Raw genomic sequence first — 17,301 nt, forward strand, 5'->3', positions numbered from 1 at the left:
TATTAATATCGCAATTTATGCTTATACGATAGGATACAATTTTAATGAAGTTTTGTTCATAAACAGGCGGGACATGATGTGGGCAAACCATAAAATGGTGTATTATTGACGCCTTGTCTAACGAAGATTTCGTCGCTGTTGCTATTTAAATAAACAATATATGTTTAAGGCCTTAATTAGTTTTCTAGCTTTTTTCGCGGTATTACGTGTGAGTGCCCAGGATATCATAAAAATTATAGAGGCCGATCATCAGTACATTCAGTATTATGGCAGGTTTGATAAAACCGACCCGAAAAAGCCAAGATTCTGGGCACCGGGTGCCTACATCACTACGAGGTTTTCCGGATCTGATTGCGAGATATTCATAAACGACCAGGTGTCTGAAGGCTCCCACAACTATATAGAGGTAAAGGTTGATAATATTGATCCGGTGAGGATTCAGTTAAGGGCCAGGGCAAACAGGATACAGATAGCGCGTGACCTGCCGGGTGGCGATCATACCGTGACGATCACAAAAAATACAGAAGCTTCGGTTGGCTACCTGGAGATGATTGGCTTCAAATGCAATAGCCTGTTGCCGCCGCCACCGGTTCCTTCAAGAAAGATAGAATTTATCGGAGACGACATAACAGCGGGGGCAGGAAGCGACTCGAGGTTTATGCCTTGTGACAGTGCTGAATGGTACGATCAGAGCAATGCCTATAACGCTTATGGGGCTATCGCCGCCCGCGACCTCAATGCCCAGTATTATCTTACAGCCGTTTCGGGAATCGGGATTACCAAACCAGCCGGGGACCCGGGGGGCAATATTATGCAGGTGGCTGATAAAATTGATCTGCATAAAAATGCTGTGGATTGGGATCCAAAAAAATATCAGCCGGATGTTGTCACTGTTATGATCGGGAACAATGATCCGCTTACTGACTCTTCATCTTTCGTTAATGCTTACGTTGCATTTCTTAAGAAGCTTCGTATGCAATGTCCTGCATCACAGATTGTGTGTTTGAGTATTTCGAGAGGAGATGCAAAATCTGCGAGACTCAGGAATATGGTTCCGGTAGTTGTGGCTGCTGCAAAAAAAAGCGGGGATCAGCGAGTTAAGCAATTGCTCATATCAGGTACCTATAATAAGGGTTGCAACAAACTGCCTTCCATGGAAGAACATCTTGAGATATCATCGCAGGTGACTGCTTATCTGAAACAAATAATGGCCTGGTAAATCAGATTTTCTCATTGATATAAACCTTAATTTCATCAGGGATCTCATCATTCATTACTCATCAATTATTGAAGCTTGCCATGCAAAAAAATACTAACACGCTAAGCCGCAGAAAATTTCTTAACCAGGCTGCTATCCTTTCTTCAATTGTTATAGTGCCACGTTTCGTACTTGGCGGCAAAGGATACACTGCACCGAGTGATAAAATTACACTGGGATTTATTGGCACCGGTCGCCAGGGCTCGGGCCTGCTGAACAATTTTCTGAAACTGGACGAAGCCTACGTTGTAGCTGCATCTGACGTTTATGCTTCCAAGCTGAACAACTTCACCACGAAAGCAAATAAATTTTACGGTGATAAAACCGGGCAGTCTTCTTATGACGGTTGCAAACCATACGAAGATTTCCGTGAACTTCTTGCCAGGAAAGATATAAACGCCGTTGTAATTGCCACTCCGGATCACTGGCATTCTGTACATGCCATACGGGCCGCGGAAGCAGGAAAAGATATCTATTGCGAAAAACCGTTATCGCTGACGATAAAAGAGGGGAGGGCAATGGTAAAGGCTGCCAGGAAACACGACAGGATATTTCAGACAGGTAGTATGCAAAGATCTGCTCCTGAATTCCGGCAGACAGCGGAGTTGATCCGCAACGGATACCTGGGTGATATCAAAACAATAAAAGTCAGCATCGGCGGTGGCCCGTTACCTTATGATCTGCCAAAGGAAGAGCTTCCGCAGGGATTGAATTGGGATCTCTGGCTTGGTCCGAATGAATATGTTCACTACAACAATCTGATAGCGCCCGCTCCCGGAGCTGACATCTGGGCAAAATGGCGTTATTATAAAGGATTGGGAGGTGGCGACCTTACCGACTGGGGCGCACACATGTTCGACATCGTTCAATGGTCGCTGGATATGGACGAAAGCGGACCAACTGAAATTATCCCGCCAAATGGCAATGATATAAAGTTCCTGACTTACCGGTATTCAAATGGTATTACGATGACCCACGAAAACTTTGGGAAAAATCATGCAATAAGATTTATCGGAACAGAAGGTGAGCTTGATGTGCAACGTACAAAACTGGAGACGTCGAAACCGGAATTAGCCACCAGGGTAATAGGTGACAATGAAAAAAGGGTTTATAAAAGTGAAAATCACTACCGGGATTTCACGAATGCTATCAAATCAAGAAAAAAACCAATCTGCGATATTGAAACGGGCCATCGTTCTGCTACCGTTTGCAATCTTGGTAACATAGCTTATGAATTAAAACGCCCGTTAACCTGGAACCCGAAAAAAGAAACCTTTAAAAATGATAAGGAAGCAAACGAAATGCTGGGCAGGAAATTGAAAAAAGAATGGGCGATCGCTATGTAAATTTCCAGTCAGGATACGTGGATGTATATGATGAAAAGATTCGGATTCATTGTCGTTTTTTCCTTTTACGTGGGTTGTCTTGCAGCAGGGGCTCAACAGAAACCTAATATCATCTGGATCTTATCAGAGGATATTTCGGTTGATCTTGCCTGTTATGGCACACCTCTGGTAAAGACGCCTAATCTTGATGCGATGGCTGAAGCTGGCATTCGATTTACGAATGCGTATGCCACTGCACCTGTTTGTTCGCCGAGTCGTTCGGCGATTATTACCGGGATGTTCCAGACAACTATCGGCGCGCATAATCACCGTAGCCACCGCGATGATGGATACAAACTGCCGCGGGGTATCAAGCCCATCACCGATTATCTTCGGCAGGCAGGTTACTTTACCGTGAACCTGACAACTGTGGCCGAGGGCGTGACCGAGCCGGCAAAGACAGATTTTAATTTTCAACCAGATCATCCTGTCTTTGACGGCAACGACTGGAATAAGAGAAAGACCGGTCAGCCATTTTTCGCTCAGCTGACTATAGATGAAACTCATCGCAGTAAGAAATGGGAAACCGTTGTGCCGGCTCATCAGCCTCGTATTGATCCCGATAAGATCAAACTGCCTTCTTATTACCCGGATCATCCGGTCATACGAAAGGACTGGGCAACATATCTTGAATCGATCCAGTTAATGGACAGCTATGTTGGTAAACTGTTCAAACGACTTGAAGAAGAAGGATTAGCCGGCAATACTATCGTGATTTTCACCGGTGATAACGGACGGTGTATGATCAGGGATAAGCAGTTCCTGTATGAAGGTGGCATTCATGTTCCATTTTTGATACGCTGGCCCGGTAAACTCAAACCAGGAACGGTAGATGAAAGACTGGTAAGCATGATTGATATCTCCGCGAGTATACTTGACTTTGCCGGGATAAAAATTCCATCTTATATGGAAGGCCGCCCGCTGTTCAACTCCAAGCCTGTTATACGTGATCATATTATAGCTGCGCGGGACCGGATGGATGAAACAGTTGATAAGATGCGAGCCGTCAGAACGAAAGAATATAAATACATCAGGAATTATTATCCTGAAAGGCCGTATATGCAGGCAAATAAGTATAAGGAAACGCAATACCCTGCCTGGAATATTATGAAGGAACTTTACTCCACGGGTAAGCTTACCAGCCAACAGGCTTTATTCTGTGCTCCCACCAAACCAAAGGAAGAGTTATATGCAATCGGGCGGGACCCGGAAGAACTCAATAATCTTGCCTCTGTTCAGGAATATCAGAAAGAGCTCGTTCACATGAGGCAACTGCTGGACGACTGGATCAAAAAATCCGGCGATCTGGGCCAAAAACCCGAGGAAAAAATATGGCTACCAGAAAACCAGAAACAATGAAAAAAATGCAATCATCAGTAATACATGGGTAACAATTCAATTCAACATATCTCGGGAAGTGTTTTTATTCGGGCAATATTGCTCCATATAATGATTGTAACCGGTTTATCCGCTACAGCACAGCAAAAGCCCAACATCGTACTTGTGTATACCGACGATCTCGGTTATGGTGACCTAAGCTGTTATGGCGCAAAAAATGTCAATACCCCCAACATAGACCGCATTGCAAAAAGAGGAACCCGGTTTACAAACGCACATTCAACCTCTGCTACCTGTACCCCGTCGAGATTTTCGTTGCTTACCGGAACCTATGCGTGGAGAAAAAAGGGAACGGGTATTGCCCCTGGCGACGCTGCATTGATAATTCCAACAGACAAAGTGACCTTGCCTTCAATGCTGCAAAGAGCCGGTTATACAACCGCGGTGGTTGGTAAATGGCATCTCGGTCTGGGTCCAACGGGAGGTCCCGATTGGAATAAAGAAATAAAGCCAGGGCCGATAGAGATCGGGTTTAATTATTCATTTATACTTCCTGCCACAGTAGACCGGGTGCCATGTGTGTATGTCGAAAACCATCACGTATTAAACCTGGATAGTTCGGATCCAATTACGGTCAGTTACAAAAACAAGATTGGTAACTGGCCAACAGGAAAAGAAAATCCTGAATTGCTAAAAATGTTCCCTTCTCACGGTCATGATCAAACGATAGTAAATGGTATCAGCCGGATCGGTTTTATGACAGGAGGAAAAAGCGCTTTGTGGTCGGACGAAGACATTTCTGACGTCATCACCTCGAGGTCCTTAAAATTTATAGACGAAAATAAAAACAAACCATTTTTCCTGTTGATCACAACTCATGATATTCATGTACCGAGGGTTCCGCATCCCCGTTTTGCCGGAAAGTCTATGATGGGACCCCGTGGTGATGTTATTCTCCAGCTGGATGATGCAATAGGAACAATTCTTGAAAAGCTTGACAGCTTGCAATTAACAAAAAATACAATATTCATTTTCACAAGTGATAACGGCCCGGTAGTGGACGATGGTTACCGTGATGATGCTGTTGAAAAACTCAATGGACACAAACCTGCAGGCCACCTTCGCGGGGGAAAGTACAGTTCCTTTGATGGTGGCACCAGGGTGCCATTTTTGATCAGCTGGCCGTCCAGGATAAAATCCGGGGGAACATCACATCTTTTGTTCAGTCATATAGATCTTATTGCCTCCCTGGCAAAGATCACCGGGGAAACACTTAAAAATGATGAGGCTCCTGATAGTTATGATTTATCAATGACATTAACCGGCGAAAAACGGGTGGCGCGTCCTTTCCTGGTGGAACACGCCAATAGTCTTTCGGTTATAAAGGGAAACTGGAAATATATTGAACCATCTTCCGGTCCTGCATTGAGCAAAGAGGTGAATATTGAAACCGGCAACAAACCGGTCCCCCAGCTATACAACCTCGCAAGTGATCCGGGAGAGAAAAATAATGTCGCGGCCTCCAGGCCGGAACTTGTTAAGGAATTATCAGTTTTACTCCAGGAGATCCGCGACCAGAAATTGAATCGTTAGTTTCGTGCTTGTTCTATTGTTCCTGAAATAATGTATATGAGATTTGGTCTGATTAGAGGATTACTTGCTTTGGTCTGTTTTGGTTATTCATTCAGCTTCATGTATGCCCAGGATGGCACGGGTAACCGGCTTCCGAACATTGTGCTGATCGTTGCCGATGATCTTGGTAACGGGGATCTGGGTTGTTATGGTCAGAAAAAAATCAAAACTCCAAACATCGACGCGCTTGCCTCGAATGGTATGAAGTTCTCCCGGTTTTATGCCGGTACTTCAGTTTGTGCTCCTTCACGGGCATCATTGCTTACTGGTTTGCATACCGGTCATACTGCCGTAAGGGGTAACAAGGAATTACAACCAGAAGGCCAGTTCCCACTGCCGTCCAATGCTTTTACGATTGCGGAGCTCCTCAAAAAATCAGGATATGTCACAGGTGATTTCGGTAAATGGGGTCTTGGCCCGGTAGGTTCAACCGGTGATCCGTTGAAACAGGGGTTTGACAGTTTTTTTGGCTACAACTGCCAGAGACAATCACATAACTATTATCCTGACCATCTGTGGGACCAGGACCGGCAGGTTAAGTTTGCAGGAAATAGCCTCAACAACTTCAACGTATATGCGCCTGATGTAATCCAGGAAAAGGCGCTTGAATTCATTGCCCGGAATGCGGCAAAACCGTTCTTCCTGTATCTTTCCTACACATTGCCCCATGCCGCGCTGCAGGTAAAAGACACTGCGACGTTTGACCGATACAAGGCAAACTTCCCCGTTGCGGTTAAGACTCCCTGGACCGGGGAAGGTTATGCGCCTCAGCCATATCCACGTGCTGCTTATGCCACCATGGTCACCACCCTGGACAGGTATGTTGGTGAAGTAGTGAATGAATTAAAAAGAAGGGGGCTTGATCAGCATACGATCATCATGTTTACCAGTGATAACGGCCCCCATCGTGAAGGCGGAAATGATCCTGACTTCTTCAACAGCAACATGGGGTTCCGTGGATATAAAAGAGATCTTTATGAAGGTGGTATTCGTACACCATTGATCGTGAGCTGGCTTCCTGTCATAAAAAAAGGTTCAACATCTCAGCATATCGGCGCATTCTGGGATATTTTACCAACTATCGCTGAATTAACGAATTATAAATTGAATGAGTACACTGATGGCGTTTCATTCTTACCCGAATTAATTGCCAGGAAACAGCCCGAACATGAATTTTTATACTGGGAGTTTCACGAAGGAGGTGGCCGGCAGGCCTTGCGCATGGATCAATGGAAAGGTGTGAGGCAAAACGTATTGAATGATCCGAACCCCCCGATAGAATTATACGATCTTAAAAGAGACCCGGCGGAAAAAACAAATCTTGCAAAAAAGTTTCCCGAAATTGTTAACCGGATGCGCGTGGTTATTGACCAGCAGCATGTCGAAAATGATGACTTTCCGCTTACAAAAAAGAAAGAATAATGAAACAGGTAATCTTTAAGTACCTCTGCCCGATGCTGCTTATTGCTTTTTCCATGACGGCAGCAGCACAGGCTGACAAGAAACAAAAGACCACTATAAGACCAATGAACGTTGTGTTCATACTTGCCGATGATCACAGGTACGACTTCATGGGTTTTATGAAAAAGGTGCCATGGCTGGAAACGCCGAACATGGACCGGATGGCGGCGGAGGGTGCTCATCTAAAAAACGCTTTCGTAACAACGGCTCTTTGTTCGCCCAGCAGGGCGTCCATCCTCACGGGTCAGTATGCACATACTCATACCGTGGTTGACAATAATGCACCTTTGCCTGACGGGCTGAAATTTTTCCCATCTTACCTCCAGAAAAAAGGTTACAAAACCGGCTTTTTTGGCAAATGGCACATGGGGAATACGGATGACCCGCCGCAACCAGGATTTGATCAGTGGGTTAGCTTTAAGGGACAGGGCATTTATTATGGCTGCACTTTCAACGTAAATGGAAAGCAGGAAAAGCAGGATGCAAGCGTATATACAACGGATAAACTGACCGATTACGCACTCTCATGGATGAAGTCGTTGAAAAAAGATCAACCATTCTTTACCTATCTCTCGCATAAAGGGGTGCATGCTATGTTTGAACCGGCTGAGCGGCATAAAAATAAGTATGCTGACCGCGAAATTGTTTCGCCTCCTTCCATGTATATCACCGCCTCGGACAGCAGCAAAAAATATGGCACTATCACTGAGCCTGCAACCACGGTTAATAAAGCCGACATGCCATCATGGGTAGAAAAGCAACGTTACAGCTGGCATGGGGTGGATTATATGTATCATGGTGAGTTTAAATTTGATAACTTTTACCGCCGTTATTGTGAAACATTGCTCGCGGTTGATGAAAGCATTGGTAAGGTCACCAAATGGCTGGAAGAAAATGGGCTTGCGGAAAATACCCTTGTCATCTATATGGGGGATAACGGGTTTTCGTTTGGTGAACATGGTCTCATTGATAAACGACATGCATATGAGGAGTCCATGCGCGTACCACTGCTGGCCTGGAGCCCATCGCTTATCAGAAAGCCCCTTGTTGTTGATCAGATGATACTGAACCTTGATATAGCTCCGACAATTCTTGAGCTTGCCGGGATTGCTAAACCAGCAAATATGCAGGGTAATTCTTTTCTTGGATTGCTGAAGGGACAAACTCCTTCGAAATGGCGGGACAAGATCTTTTACGAATACTATTGGGAATACTCGTTTCCACAGACTCCAACCATATTTTCGATACGGACGGACCGCTATAAATATATCTTCAACCAGGGTGTATGGGATGCAAACGAGCTATATGACCTGCAGAGTGATCCATATGAAATGAATAATCTCATCCGGCAGCAGGCTGTCCAGCAGACAGCGGCCAAACTTAAAAAAGAGTTATGGGACTGGCTGGAACAAACAGGTGGTCTTCAGATCCCCCTGAAGAAAATTTATGAGAAACGAAATGATCATATTTACCAGGGCTATTACTAACCTGATTTGATCGGGAACACCCCCCGGACCGCGGTAGGGTCAGCTTTATAAGTTCGGGCAGATGTTTGAATTATATTTAGTTACTCAACCTTCCGGAAGATTAAATTTGTAGTCATGAAAAAATGTCTCACGGGACTTGTCAGTGCGGGAATGATGCTTATCGGCTGTGGATCCGGACCCACCGGCAGTGATGAGGAATCTAAGCTTATAGCTGCGAAAGATAGCGCTGCGCTGTGTGCGACGCCATTGCCATCCCGGTTTGCATCAGCTTCTTCGGACACCACATTCCGGGGCGCAGATTCGGCGGCCAGGGAAGGCATGGTCTGGATTGAAGGAGGACAGTTTACGATGGGTGCTTCCGACAAACAAGGAAGGCAGGATGAATATCCGCAGCACCAGGTTAAGGTCGCGGGCTTCTGGATGGATGTTACCGAGGTAACCAATGCCCAGTTTGCCGCTTTTACGAAAGCAACCGGCTACATTACCACCGCTGAACAAAAACCTGACTGGGAGGAGATAAAAAAACAAGTACCGGCTGGCACGCCTAAACCACACGACAGCCTGCTGGTTCCTTCATCACTTGTGTTTGCCGCTTCATCTACGCCGATACCACTTCACGATGCGTCCCAATGGTGGCGATGGACCACAGGTGCAAACTGGAAACATCCGCAGGGACCCGGAAGTGATATTAAGGGTAAAGAAAACCATCCGGTTGTACATATTTCATGGGACGATGCGAATGCATATGCAAAGTGGGCCGGCAAGCGATTGCCTACTGAAGCCGAATGGGAATACGCTGCCCGGTCAGGAATGCAGGGCAAGATATATACCTGGGGTGATGAACCCGTTAACCAGGGAAAACAGAAAACTAATATCTGGCAGGGCAGATTTCCTGATGATAATAAAGCCCAGGATGGGTTCACCGGCTCAGCTCCTGTTAAATCGTTTATGCCTAACAGTTATGGACTTTATGATATTGCCGGCAACGTCTGGGAATGGTGTTCAGATTGGTATGATGAAACATATTATACTGCCGTTGCGGCAGGAACAACTGTTGATCCGAGGGGACCCGCGTCAAGTAACGATCCGCAGGAACCAGGTGTACCAAAAAGAGTGGTCCGTGGTGGCTCCTTTCTTTGCCATGATTCTTATTGCGCAAGCTATCGGGTATCTGCAAGGATGAAAACGTCCCCCGATACAGGGCTCGAACATACCGGGTTCAGATGCGTTGCAAACTAATCGCCACTTATAATTTTTACCCCGAAATGAATTGATACAATGATGGAATATACAGGTGGTTTAAGGTTAAGGTTTATTGTTTTTGCATGGTTGTTAGTAACGGTAAACACAGTCAATGCACAAAATACTTTTAAAAAGCCGGCATTGACCAGTCCTGATTCGTGGTCAATGATTATGATCCCTGATCCACAGAACTACGTCAAGTTCGGCCGCAATCAACCTATCCTGGAGTTGATGACGGCATGGATCCAGGAAAACATTGACACCCTCAACATAAAGGTGGCGGTTTGCACCGGTGACCTCGTTGAACAAAACGAGCTTATGGTGCCCGATCAACAAAACGGAAACCAAAATAGTATAGCGCAATGGAAATCTGTTTCAGGCGCATTTTCAAGACTTGATGGCCGGATTCCATATGTGGTTACTGCGGGTAACCATGATTATGGTTATGTGAACGCCGGTCCCGTCAGAAAGTCAAACCTGAATACCTATTTCCCGGTAAACAAAAATCTCAAAAATCAACAGGTTTTAAGGGATGTTGCAAATAATGCTGAAGGGATCCCAACGCTTGAAAATGCCGCATACGAGATCGTTTCCCCAAAAGGCCGACGGTTCCTGATTCTTTCATTAGAGTTTGCCCCCCGGGATACCATACTTTCCTGGGCCAGCAAGCTTATAGCCAGACCAATTTATAAGGATTACACTGTTGTGGTGTTGACCCATTCATACCTTAATGCTAAAAATGAGCGCCCCGAAAAGGAAAACTATAAGGTTGATGGTAACTTTTCGGCAGCCATCTGGAAAAAACTCATTGCGCCTTCAACAAACATACAGTTGGTTCTGTCAGGACATATATGCGAGCCGGATGACTTCAGGGCCCATGTTGGTTTCCGGACAGATAAAAATGCCGGGGGTAAAACCGTTAACCAGCTTGCCTTTAATGCACAGGCAATGGGAGGGGGCTGGAACGGCAACGGGGGTGACGGTTGGTTGAGGATCCTTGAATTTTTAGGGGATGACAAAACAGTGAAAGTCAAAACTTTTTCGCCATTCTTTGCGATCTCACCTACTACCCAACAATTCGCATGGCAACATGATACCTGGAATGAATTTACTTTTACATTCGACTAACCGCAACTCTTTTCCCGGAAAAATATTATTATGAATGATTTCAATGGACAGGTAGCGATCGTTACGGGGGCCGGCCAGGGCATTGGCTTTGAGATTTGCCGTCAGCTGGCTCAGCGCGGTGCCTCGGTAGTATTAAATGATTACGATGCAGAACTTGCAAATACTGCTGCTGCCAAAATAAGAGATGAAGGCGGAGAATGTTTGCCGCTGCCAGGCGATGCGTCTGATTTGTCTTTTATAAAAGATCTGGTTGCCTTTGCCAAAGCCAGGTACGGGAGACTCGATGTGACCATAGCGAACGCAGGGATAACCCTTTTCGGTGATTTCTACACCTACCAACCCGACGCTTTGCAACGAGTAATGAACCTGAACCTGGCAGGTAGTTTTTTTCTTACCCAGGCAGCGGCCATTCAAATGAGAGAACAGGGATCTGGAGGAAGCATCCTTTTAATGTCGTCGGTGACCGGGCATCAGGCTCACAAAGACCTGGCGGCATATGGAATGACCAAGGCCGCACTTGAAATGCTTGCAAAAACGCTGGTGGTTGAATTGTCACCGTACAAAATCTCTATAAACGCTATTGCACCCGGCGCTACCAAAACCGAGCGGACCATCGAAGACAAAGACTATGAGTCGACATGGTCACGTATTACTCCAATGGGCAGACCCGCTGATGTGAACGATATTGCTTCGGCTGCGCTTTTCCTGGTGTCGCGCGCTGCAAGACACATTACCGGGCAAAGCCTAATTGTAGATGGCGGTTGGACCTCAGTGAGTCCTTCACCGTACTGATCATTTTATCGCTGATCAAAAAAGGATATCAGCCTGGTTAGCTCCTGTTGATCAATCCCCGGCTAAATGTCGGTTTAGCGACAAGCCTTATCAAAGATGCAGTTATCATGATCCAATTATCATTATCACACACACTTATCATTATCACACACACCTATCAGTGAAGAACATCCATAAAAAATATGAGCTGATGAAAATGCTGTTCGCTGTTGCAATGTTTATTTTTACTGCTTGTGCCACTACTCGTATGTCAAAACCAATAGACAATTATCCGGTATTTCTGAAAGAGGGACATCGTGGCGCCAGGGGATACGTGCCTGAAAATACAATTGCTTCCATGAAAAAGGGAGTGGACCTGGGGGTAAATGTAATTGAGGTTGACGTTTATATCACCAGGGATGGCCAGGTCCTCATTGCGCATGATCCCTATGTTAACCGTTCGATTTCCACCATACCGGGACTAAACGAAATCAGTGCCGATAGTGCAAAAGCCTATACCTGGCACCAGATGAACTATACTGATATCCGCAGAATAGATGTCGGCAGCAAAGGCAATCCGGCATTTCCGCAGCAAGTGAAGCAACCTGCTTATATGCCGTTGCTGGGAGAATTGATTGATTCGATCGAATCCTATACCAGGGCCGGCAAAAAGCCGGTGATCTATAATATTGAGATCAAGGCCAATCCAAAATTTGACGGAATTTATCAGCCTGATGCGGCTACTATTATAAAATCTGTGATGGAAGTTGTAAAATCAAAAAACATTGGCAACAGATTCTACATTCAGTCATTTGATAAAAGGCAGATCCAGGAAACCCACAAATCTTATCCGGATGTTGTTACTGCTTACCTCGTTGATTCAAAAACAATGTCTGTGGATGAAAACCTGCGGGAGCTGGGATACACGCCTGAAATATATAGTCCACATTATAAACTGGTAACGGCTCAGACTGTTGCGGACTGCAGGAAGCACAAGATGAAACTGGTTCCATGGACAGTAAATACAAGAAATGAAATCGATGCATTGATTCTGCTGGGGGTGGACGGGATAATTACAGATTACCCGGATCTTATTCCTGCTGGTAAGTGATAGTCAGACTATGAACTGAAGATTAAATCGCCATTTCATACATCACCATAGTCACGCATTCAAGCTCCTCCTGAAAAAGGAACATTAACAGCTTGATCTTGTTCGGCAACACACCGAAATGTTTCTTAAAGCTGCTTGTAAAATGAGAAGTATACTTATACCCGGTTGATTTTGCTATTTCTGAGATCTTTTTTCCGCCAGCCATGATCAGCTCCCTGGCTTTATCCATCTTTGCTTGCTGAGTAAATGCATAGACGGTAGTACCAAACACCTTTTTGAAATGGTCTTTCAGATAACATTCGTTGGTTCCTACCTGGTGGGCGAGTTGAACAAGAGAATAATGCTTAGACAGATTTTCAAGTATTATCGACCTTGCCAGGTACATTTTTTCAACTTCAGCTGCCTTTAGCATATTCGAATGCCCGTTGGTTTTCGTCTCCTGGAACTGCTCCAGCTGATATCCCAGTAATTCAAGCACTTTTGCTTCAATGAATAGCCTCCTCTGCGATGATTCACTTCGCCCACCGGCAAGGTGCTGAAGAATAAGAAGGCAGTGCTGGTTGATATGCATATTGTGTTTGGACAGCCAGCATGGACTATGATTTTTTACGCGTTGCCGCATCTCTGAGAGTTCTCCATCGTTTAAATGAATCATTCTCAGAAAAAATTCTTCGCTTAATGATATAACGACAAGACGGGTACATTTTGTAACCTGCCAGTCCAGCCGTGTTTCGCCTGCAGGGGCATAAAACAAGTTATGATGGGATTTTTCGAGATTGTTATTTTCTGATCCGTGATGATGGCCGATCTTTCCCTCTAAACAAAAGATCATTTGAAAAGCAGCTTTCGCGGTCTGGACGGTGATCTTTCGGTTTGAAGTGATTTCAATATTTCCATCCCAGATGTGCAGCCCGTGTGCACCGAACATTTGAAAGTACCCACAGTCTGTGCCAACAAGAAAATTGCCTCCCCTTTCATAAGATTGCTGGTTTGAAAGACCGGCAAAGTCATGAAAGAAGTGCGATGCTTCTTTTGTCGTTTTTTCCGGCGAAAGGAGATGATCCTTCATTGTGACTGTTTCTTTATTCATATGTACGCTTATTTGAGGTGTCGGTCGGTTTATTCCCGGCATCTATCAGGATCATCTATCCTTAAAGATGAGGATAATCTGGCATTATTTTGCCTGTAATTCATTTTTTTCAAAAACCGTGAATTCAGGGCAGGCTTGTACCTTTCAGGCGCAGCCGATCATTCCCCGACAACAAAACGTTCGGTGACGCCGATTGTTTTGTCAAGGTCAGCAATTGTGAGGGCATTATTCAGGAACCAGCTTTCAAATGGTGAAGGAGGCAGATAGACACCATTGGAGAGCATAAAATGGAAATACCTTTTAAACTTTTCATTATCAGCTGCGGCCGCAGCTTCGAAATTAGTGACCGGTGCATTGCTGAAATGTACGCTGATCATAGAGCCGATCCGGTTGATAACATATGGCTTACCGGCGGCAGCAAAAACCTTGTCAAGCCCACGATGCAGGTAAGCTGTTTTATCAGCAAGTTCCTGGTAGATTGCAGGGTTTGACTTTAATTCATTCAGCATCGTAAAACCGGCAATCATGGCCAGGGGATTGCCACTGAGTGTTCCGGCCTGGTAAACGTTCCCCAACGGAGAAATTTTTTGCATGATTTCTTTTTTCCCCCCAAAGGCCCCTACCGGCAAACCACCACCTATCACTTTACCATAGGTAACCAGGTCAGCATCAACATGCAGGGTTTGCTGAGCGCCCCCTGCGGATAGTCGGAAACCTGTCATTACTTCGTCAAAAATAAAAACGATGCCTTCCCTGTCGCAGATTCTTCGCAGCGATTGCAGGAAGCCTTTTTCAGGCAGTATACAACCCATATTTCCCGCTACGGGTTCTATGATAATGGCTGCGATGGCACCGGGATTCTCCGACACAAGTTTCTCAACCCCATCCAGGTCGTTATAAGCACAGGTGAGCGTATCATTCGAAACACCGGCAGTAACTCCGGGCACTGTTTGTATATTGAAAGTGGCCAGGCCGCTGCCGGCCTTCACCAGGAATGGATCAGCATGCCCATGATAACAGCCTTCGAATTTGATAAACCTGTTACGACCTGTATAACCCCTGGCCAGCCGGAGTGCACTCATGCAGGCCTCTGTGCCGCTGTTCACCATTCTTACCAGGTCCACATTAGGTACCATTGATTTGATCAGCTCGGCCATCTCCACTTCCAGCGAAGTTGGTGCACCAAACGAAGTGGATAAAGTGGCCTTTTCCGCAATTGCCTTTACAACCGGTTCATAAGCATGGCCAAGAATCATCGGACCCCAGCTTGCTATGTAGTCTATATACTGATTGCCATCTGCGTCAAACAGGTATGCGCCTTTCGCTTTTTCAATAAATATCGGGTTTCCACCAACACTTTTAAAGGCACGTACCGGCGAATTAACTCCGCCGGGGATGGATTGCTGGGCACGTTCAAACAGGGTATTACTTTTTATGGTATTCATAATGAATTATTCGGTCGGTAGAAATCAAAAGGTACGGTTGAGAAGTTTGACAGCGTCACGTGCAAAATATGTTGCAATGAGATCCGCACCTGCTCGTTTTATAGAAGTAAGGGTTTCGATGACTGCCTTTTCTTCGTTTAACCATCCACGTTGTGAGGCGGCTTTGATCATCGCATATTCGCCACTCACCTGGTAGGCACTAACGGGCACGGCTACCTGTTCCTTAATTTCACGAATGATATCGAGATAGGCAAGGGCCGGTTTTATCATTACAATATCAGCTCCTTCTTCAACATCCATCAAGGCCTCTTTTATAGCTTCGCGGCGGTTTGCAGTATCCATCTGGTAAGTCTTTTTGTCCCCGAAACCCGGGGCACTATCGAGGGCATCACGAAAAGGTCCGTAAAAACAGGAAGCATATTTCGCACTATAGGCCATGATACCTGTCCGGGTGAAACCACTCTCTTCCAGGCCCTGTCGTATTGCCATGATACGACCATCCATCATATCGCTGGGGGCCATAAAATCTGCACCCGCTTCTGCGTGGCTCAAGCTCATTTTAACCAGCGCCTCAACGGTTGCATCATTTACAATCTCCCCGTTTTCAACTATTCCGTCATGGCCGTATGAGGAATACGGATCAAGCGCCACGTCGGTCATTACGATCATTTCAGGAACGGCATCTTTAATAGCTTTGATACTACGTTGCATCAGGCCGTTTTCGTTCCAGGCTTCCTGGCCCGTGTTATCTTTCAATGCATCTTCACATTTGATAAAAAGAAGAACGCTACGGATGCCGAGGTCAAACAATTCTTTTACTTCGAGTATTGCGAGGTCAAGCGACATCCTGAAATATCCAGGCATTGAAGCGATCTCAACACGGGTTGAATTTCCTTCGTCTATGAATAACGGCGCGATAAAATCGGAAGGGTGTAAAATGGTTTCGGCTACCAATGACCTGATAGCCGGTGATTGCCGCAGTATCCTGTTTCGTCTTATAAGTTGCATGATAAAAAAGTTTAGATCCAGTCCCTCGGGTGCAGACAAACCTGTACCAGTTTGTCTTCTGCGCTACCGGGTAATGGATGATAGTTATATTCGAATCTTACAGTAGGGGGCAGACTCATCAGTATACTTTCAATCCTGCCATTTGTTTTGAGGCCAAACAAGGTTCCACGATCATGAACAAGATTGAATTCAACATATCTTCCCCTCCTGATTTCCTGCCACTTTTTATTTTCCTCTGTAAACGGTGTGTTCTTTCTTTTTTGAACTAATGGAAGATAAGCGGTTAAAAAGTTTTCGCCACACGCTTTCCCAAAATTTACCCACGAGTTTACGTCCATCTCTCCTTCGCGCTGATAATCATAAAAGATTCCTCCGATGCCGCGGCGTTCAGCGTCCCTGTGCCAGTTCACGAAGTAATTATCACATTCAACTTTGAATGTCTGATAAAATGCGGCGTTGAATTTATCGCAGATATTTTTATGAGTCTTATGGAAATGAATTGCGTCTTCTTCAAAGAGATAATATGGAGTCAGGTCAGTTCCTCCGCCAAACCACCGGTCTGTGAGGATACCATCAAAGTTATACAATTCAAACATCCTGTAGTTGCAGTGTATTGTTGGAACGAATGGATTGAAAGGATGAATGACTATGCTGATTCCGCAGGCGAACCATTTATCTCCCTCGATTTTTAATTGGGTGCGCATGGCGGGAGTAACATCGCCATACACTACCGAGGTATTTACCCCGCCTTTTTCAAATACATTTCCATTTGCTATCACCCTTGTTTTACCTGATCCGCCCTCAGGGCGCGACCAGGCATCCTCTATAAATCTTTCCTTTCCATCTGCCAGTTCGAGTTGGGTACAAATCAGATCCTGGAGATCATGAATGTTTGCCACCCAGGCATCTCGTAAAGAGTGATCAATGATCGGGATAGTGTTCATA

The 17,301-nt window shown here is 45.4% G+C and carries 14 protein-coding genes; 10 read left to right on the plus strand and 4 right to left on the minus strand.

What is annotated here, in order from left to right; genetic code table 11:
• Positions 1 to 160 precede the first annotated feature (160 nt).
• From ACX0G7_RS04540 to ACX0G7_RS04585, 10 genes are all read left to right on the plus strand, one after another.
• Positions 161 to 1,219 (plus strand): GDSL-type esterase/lipase family protein, encoded by a 1,059-nt coding sequence (locus ACX0G7_RS04540; protein ID WP_458922243.1) that lies wholly within the window; start codon positions 161 to 163, stop codon positions 1,217 to 1,219.
• An 80-nt stretch (positions 1,220 to 1,299) separates the two neighbouring features.
• Positions 1,300 to 2,604 carry a Gfo/Idh/MocA family protein gene (locus ACX0G7_RS04545; protein ID WP_458922244.1) on the plus strand — a complete coding sequence of 435 codons (1,305 nt, stop codon included), beginning with the start codon at positions 1,300 to 1,302 and terminating at the stop codon, positions 2,602 to 2,604.
• A 27-nt stretch (positions 2,605 to 2,631) separates the two neighbouring features.
• Positions 2,632 to 4,002 carry a sulfatase family protein gene (locus ACX0G7_RS04550; RefSeq protein ID WP_458922245.1) on the plus strand — a complete coding sequence of 457 codons (1,371 nt, stop codon included), beginning with the start codon at positions 2,632 to 2,634 and terminating at the stop codon, positions 4,000 to 4,002.
• A gap of 24 nt (positions 4,003 to 4,026) precedes the next feature.
• The gene (locus ACX0G7_RS04555; protein ID WP_458922246.1) at positions 4,027 to 5,574 is read left to right on the plus strand and encodes a sulfatase family protein; all 1,548 of its coding nucleotides are present in this window, start codon (positions 4,027 to 4,029) and stop codon (positions 5,572 to 5,574) included.
• 36 nt (positions 5,575 to 5,610) lie between these two features.
• The gene (locus ACX0G7_RS04560; RefSeq protein WP_458922247.1) at positions 5,611 to 7,035 is read left to right on the plus strand and encodes an arylsulfatase; all 1,425 of its coding nucleotides are present in this window, start codon (positions 5,611 to 5,613) and stop codon (positions 7,033 to 7,035) included.
• Positions 7,035 to 8,561 (plus strand): sulfatase family protein, encoded by a 1,527-nt coding sequence (locus ACX0G7_RS04565; RefSeq protein ID WP_458922248.1) that lies wholly within the window; start codon positions 7,035 to 7,037, stop codon positions 8,559 to 8,561. Before ACX0G7_RS04560 ends, ACX0G7_RS04565 begins: the two co-directional genes overlap by 1 nt.
• Positions 8,562 to 8,675: 114 nt before the next feature.
• Positions 8,676 to 9,800 carry a formylglycine-generating enzyme family protein gene (locus ACX0G7_RS04570; protein WP_458922249.1) on the plus strand — a complete coding sequence of 375 codons (1,125 nt, stop codon included), beginning with the start codon at positions 8,676 to 8,678 and terminating at the stop codon, positions 9,798 to 9,800.
• A 39-nt stretch (positions 9,801 to 9,839) separates the two neighbouring features.
• Positions 9,840 to 10,931 carry a metallophosphoesterase gene (locus ACX0G7_RS04575; protein WP_458922250.1) on the plus strand — a complete coding sequence of 364 codons (1,092 nt, stop codon included), beginning with the start codon at positions 9,840 to 9,842 and terminating at the stop codon, positions 10,929 to 10,931.
• Between the two features lie 30 nt (positions 10,932 to 10,961).
• Entirely contained in the window at positions 10,962 to 11,723 is a 762-nt protein-coding gene (locus ACX0G7_RS04580) for an SDR family NAD(P)-dependent oxidoreductase (RefSeq protein WP_458922251.1), read from the plus strand.
• A gap of 190 nt (positions 11,724 to 11,913) precedes the next feature.
• Positions 11,914 to 12,813, plus strand: coding sequence for a glycerophosphodiester phosphodiesterase family protein (locus tag ACX0G7_RS04585; RefSeq protein WP_458922252.1), 900 nt, complete (start codon positions 11,914 to 11,916; stop codon positions 12,811 to 12,813).
• Positions 12,814 to 12,835: 22 nt separating this feature from the next.
• Here the strand turns inward: ACX0G7_RS04585 and ACX0G7_RS04590 are convergent, their stop codons facing one another.
• From ACX0G7_RS04590 to hemF, 4 genes are all read right to left on the minus strand, one after another.
• Positions 12,836 to 13,903: a helix-turn-helix domain-containing protein gene (locus tag ACX0G7_RS04590; protein ID WP_458922253.1), complete on the minus strand. Its 1,068-nt coding sequence runs from the start codon at positions 13,901 to 13,903 to the stop codon at positions 12,836 to 12,838.
• Positions 13,904 to 14,061: 158 nt separating this feature from the next.
• Positions 14,062 to 15,348, minus strand: coding sequence for a glutamate-1-semialdehyde 2,1-aminomutase (gene hemL / locus ACX0G7_RS04595; protein ID WP_458922254.1), 1,287 nt, complete (start codon positions 15,346 to 15,348; stop codon positions 14,062 to 14,064).
• 24 nt (positions 15,349 to 15,372) lie between these two features.
• Positions 15,373 to 16,356: a porphobilinogen synthase gene (gene hemB / locus ACX0G7_RS04600; RefSeq protein WP_458922255.1), complete on the minus strand. Its 984-nt coding sequence runs from the start codon at positions 16,354 to 16,356 to the stop codon at positions 15,373 to 15,375.
• An 11-nt stretch (positions 16,357 to 16,367) separates the two neighbouring features.
• Positions 16,368 to 17,300: an oxygen-dependent coproporphyrinogen oxidase gene (gene hemF / locus ACX0G7_RS04605; RefSeq protein ID WP_458922256.1), complete on the minus strand. Its 933-nt coding sequence runs from the start codon at positions 17,298 to 17,300 to the stop codon at positions 16,368 to 16,370.
• Between the last annotated feature and the right edge of the window lies 1 nt (position 17,301).

The organism is Flavitalea antarctica, from assembly GCF_054461535.1.

What these genes read in the sequence shown, in the direction of transcription:
- ACX0G7_RS04585 (WP_458922252.1), top strand. Translation starts at nt 11,914, where the DNA reads ATGAAAATGCTGTTCGCTGTTGCAATGTTTATTTTTACTGCTTGTGCC.
- ACX0G7_RS04565 (WP_458922248.1), top strand. Translation starts at nt 7,035, where the DNA reads ATGAAACAGGTAATCTTTAAGTACCTCTGCCCGATGCTGCTTATTGCT.
- ACX0G7_RS04545 (WP_458922244.1), top strand. Translation starts at nt 1,300, where the DNA reads ATGCAAAAAAATACTAACACGCTAAGCCGCAGAAAATTTCTTAACCAG.
- ACX0G7_RS04590 (WP_458922253.1), bottom strand. Translation starts at nt 13,903, where the DNA reads ATGAATAAAGAAACAGTCACAATGAAGGATCATCTCCTTTCGCCGGAA.
- hemF (WP_458922256.1), bottom strand. Translation starts at nt 17,300, where the DNA reads ATGAACACTATCCCGATCATTGATCACTCTTTACGAGATGCCTGGGTG.
- ACX0G7_RS04550 (WP_458922245.1), top strand. Translation starts at nt 2,632, where the DNA reads ATGATGAAAAGATTCGGATTCATTGTCGTTTTTTCCTTTTACGTGGGT.
- ACX0G7_RS04560 (WP_458922247.1), top strand. Translation starts at nt 5,611, where the DNA reads ATGAGATTTGGTCTGATTAGAGGATTACTTGCTTTGGTCTGTTTTGGT.
- ACX0G7_RS04580 (WP_458922251.1), top strand. Translation starts at nt 10,962, where the DNA reads ATGAATGATTTCAATGGACAGGTAGCGATCGTTACGGGGGCCGGCCAG.
- ACX0G7_RS04570 (WP_458922249.1), top strand. Translation starts at nt 8,676, where the DNA reads ATGAAAAAATGTCTCACGGGACTTGTCAGTGCGGGAATGATGCTTATC.
- hemL (WP_458922254.1), bottom strand. Translation starts at nt 15,348, where the DNA reads ATGAATACCATAAAAAGTAATACCCTGTTTGAACGTGCCCAGCAATCC.
- ACX0G7_RS04555 (WP_458922246.1), top strand. Translation starts at nt 4,027, where the DNA reads ATGGGTAACAATTCAATTCAACATATCTCGGGAAGTGTTTTTATTCGG.
- hemB (WP_458922255.1), bottom strand. Translation starts at nt 16,356, where the DNA reads ATGCAACTTATAAGACGAAACAGGATACTGCGGCAATCACCGGCTATC.
- ACX0G7_RS04540 (WP_458922243.1), top strand. Translation starts at nt 161, where the DNA reads ATGTTTAAGGCCTTAATTAGTTTTCTAGCTTTTTTCGCGGTATTACGT.
- ACX0G7_RS04575 (WP_458922250.1), top strand. Translation starts at nt 9,840, where the DNA reads ATGATGGAATATACAGGTGGTTTAAGGTTAAGGTTTATTGTTTTTGCA.